Genomic DNA, 2695 nt, shown 5'->3' on the forward strand with positions numbered 1-2695 from the left:
CGTCGCCAATCGCCGGGGTCGCTTTCGAGCTTGATGCCATTGCGGCGGTCATCATTGGCGGCACCTCGCTTGCGGGCGGCAAAGGATCGGTCATTGGGACCCTCTTCGGCGCCTGCATCATCGGGGTTCTGGCGAACGGATTGATCCTTTTGGGCCTCAGCGACTTTGTCCGGCAGATCATCACCGGTCTGGTGATTGTCATGGCCGTCGTTCTGGACCACTTCCGATCACGGATTTCGCAGGGCGCCTGACCCAGTCGGTTCATCCGATTGGCCGATCCAGGCCTGCCGCTGCCATTCGAAACGTTAGAAGGACCCCCTGAGATGGATTTCTTTGCTGACACTGCCGAGGTGTCCGAACTGCGACAGCTGGCGGGCCTTGGCCTCTTGGACGGCGTGACGACAAACCCGAGCCTGATTGCCAAATCGGGGCGGAAGATGGCTGAGGTGATTGCCGAGATCTGCGCGATCACGTCTGGCCCGGTCAGCGCCGAGGTGGTTTCCACCGCGACCGAGGCAGTGGTGGCCGAAGGCAAGGCGCTCGCAGCCATTGCCCCCAATGTCGTGGTCAAGGTCCCGTTGACTGAAGACGGGCTAGCCGCCTGCCGTGCCTTCGTCGCGTCCGGCATCAAGGTAAACGTCACGCTGTGCTTTTCGCTGGTGCAAGCGATTGTAGCGGCGAAGTCAGGGGCGAGTTACATCTCGCCTTTCGTGGGCCGGTTGGACGATATCAACCTCGACGGGATGCGGCTGATCCGGGATATCCGGGAAGCCTATGACGTCCAGCGCTACACAACCAAGATCCTCGCGGCTTCCATGCGCTCGGCTAATCATATGGGCGAGGCAGCCAAGGCCGGGGCCGATGCGGTGACTGCCCCGGCGGCCGTGTTGCGTGGGTTGACACGGCATCCCCTGACCGATGCGGGGTTGGCAAAGTTCATGTCTGACTGGACGGCAGCGCAGCGCTGACGCCGATTTTGCTGTGGCAGCCTTGCGAGTGCAAAGCCGTTGCAGATCATTCAACGCGATCATCAAAGGCAAACTAGAATGGATATCCAGGCCCTGCGCACCCGTCACCCCGACCATTGGATGCGCGCCTGTGCGATCCGGACGCTGACCCTGGATGCCGTAGCGGCGGCCAATTCGGGGCATTCGGGGATGCCGATGGGGATGGCGGATGTGGCGACGGTCCTGTTCGAAAAGCACCTGAAGTTTGATCCAGCCGCCCCGCGCTGGCCAGACCGCGACCGGTTCATCCTGTCGGCGGGGCATGGCTCGATGCTGATCTACAGCCTTCTGTACCTGACCGGCTATGCCGACATACCGCTGCAGCAGATCAAGGATTTTCGGCAATGGGGGTCGATCACGGCAGGCCACCCGGAATACGGCCATGTCGCGGGGGTGGAGACGACGACGGGTCCGCTGGGCCAGGGCATCGCCAATTCGGTCGGCTTTGCGATTGCCGAGGAGAGCTTGCGCGCCCGGTTCGGCGCCAAGAGCATGGATCACCACACCTATGTCATCGCGGGCGACGGCTGCCTGATGGAAGGCGTCAGCCAGGAAGCTTTGGCGCTGGCGGGCAAGCAGCAGCTGAGCCGCCTGATCTTCCTCTGGGATGACAATGGCATCACCATCGACGGCAAGGTTTCCATTGCGGACGTCACCGACCAGAAGGCGCGCTTTGCCTCCTCGGGCTGGGATGTGTTCGCTTGCGACGGCCATGATCCTGTCGACATCGATCGCGCGCTGACGGCGGCGAAAGCCAGCCCCGGTCCTGCGATGGTGGCCTGCAAGACGCATATCGCGCTGGGGCATGCCGCGCAGGACACCAACAAGGGGCACGGGGCGCTGACGGACCCGGCACGGCTGAAGGCGGCGAAAGAGGCCTATGGCTGGCCGCATGGGCCGTTCGAAATCCCGGCGGACATCAAGCGCTGGTGGGAAGGTCTGGGCGCGCGCGGGGCCAAGGCCCATGTTGAGTGGCATGCACGGCTTGATGCGCTTCCGGCAGCGAAGAAAACCGAATTTGAACGCGTCTTCCACGGTTCCCCACCTGCCAAACTCGCCGCCGCGATCCGCGCGGTGAAAAAGCAGGCCGTGGCGGACATGCCCAAGCTCGCCACCCGGTCCGCTTCGGAAAAGGTGCTGGTCGCAATCAATCCGATCATGCCCGAAACCATCGGCGGGTCAGCGGACCTGACCGGCTCGAACAACACCAAGACGCCTGACCTTGGCGTATTCGAGCCCGGCAATCGCAAATGCCGCTATGTGAACTTCAGCATCCGTGAGCATGGTATGGCTGCGGCAATGAACGGCATGGCGCTGCATGGGGGCATCCGACCCTATGGCGGCACCTTCATGTGCTTTACCGACTATGCCCGTCCCGCGATGCGGCTGTCGGCGCTGATGGGCGTGCCGGTCGTCTATGTGATGACGCACGATTCCATCGGCCTCGGCGAGGATGGCCCGACCCACCAGCCGGTCGAACATCTGGCGATCAGCCGCGCGACGCCCAACACCATGGTTATCCGGCCCGCCGATCTGGTGGAGGTGGCCGAGGCATAGGAAGTCGCGCTGATGGCGACCAAGACCCCCACGGTCCTCTCACTCAGCCGCCAGAACCTGACGGCGGTCCGCAAGGTCCATACCAACCAGAACATGGTCGCCAAGGGCGGGTATGTGCTGGCCGAGGCAGC

Annotated in this window: 2 protein-coding genes and 1 pseudogene; all 3 read left to right on the top strand. The window is 63.3% G+C overall.

Annotated elements, in window-relative coordinates; translation table 11 throughout:
- Positions 1-251: ABC transporter permease subunit (locus tag ACRCSW_RS09660; RefSeq protein ID WP_438704594.1), on the top strand; the 251-nt coding region annotated here is incomplete at its 5' end.
- Between the two features lie 72 nt (positions 252-323).
- Complete coding sequence (gene fsa / locus ACRCSW_RS09665; RefSeq protein ID WP_438704596.1) at positions 324-968, top strand: fructose-6-phosphate aldolase; 645 nt, start codon at positions 324-326, stop codon at positions 966-968.
- 78 nt (positions 969-1046) lie between these two features.
- Positions 1047-2695 (top strand): annotated as a pseudogene (locus ACRCSW_RS09670) (transketolase family protein); the annotation flags it as partial.

Origin of the sequence: Tabrizicola sp., from assembly GCF_051645465.1 — a bacterium.
Taxonomy (GTDB): domain Bacteria; phylum Pseudomonadota; class Alphaproteobacteria; order Rhodobacterales; family Rhodobacteraceae; genus Tabrizicola.

What these genes read in the sequence shown, in the direction of transcription:
- fsa (WP_438704596.1), top strand. Translation starts at nt 324, where the DNA reads ATGGATTTCTTTGCTGACACTGCCGAGGTGTCCGAACTGCGACAGCTG.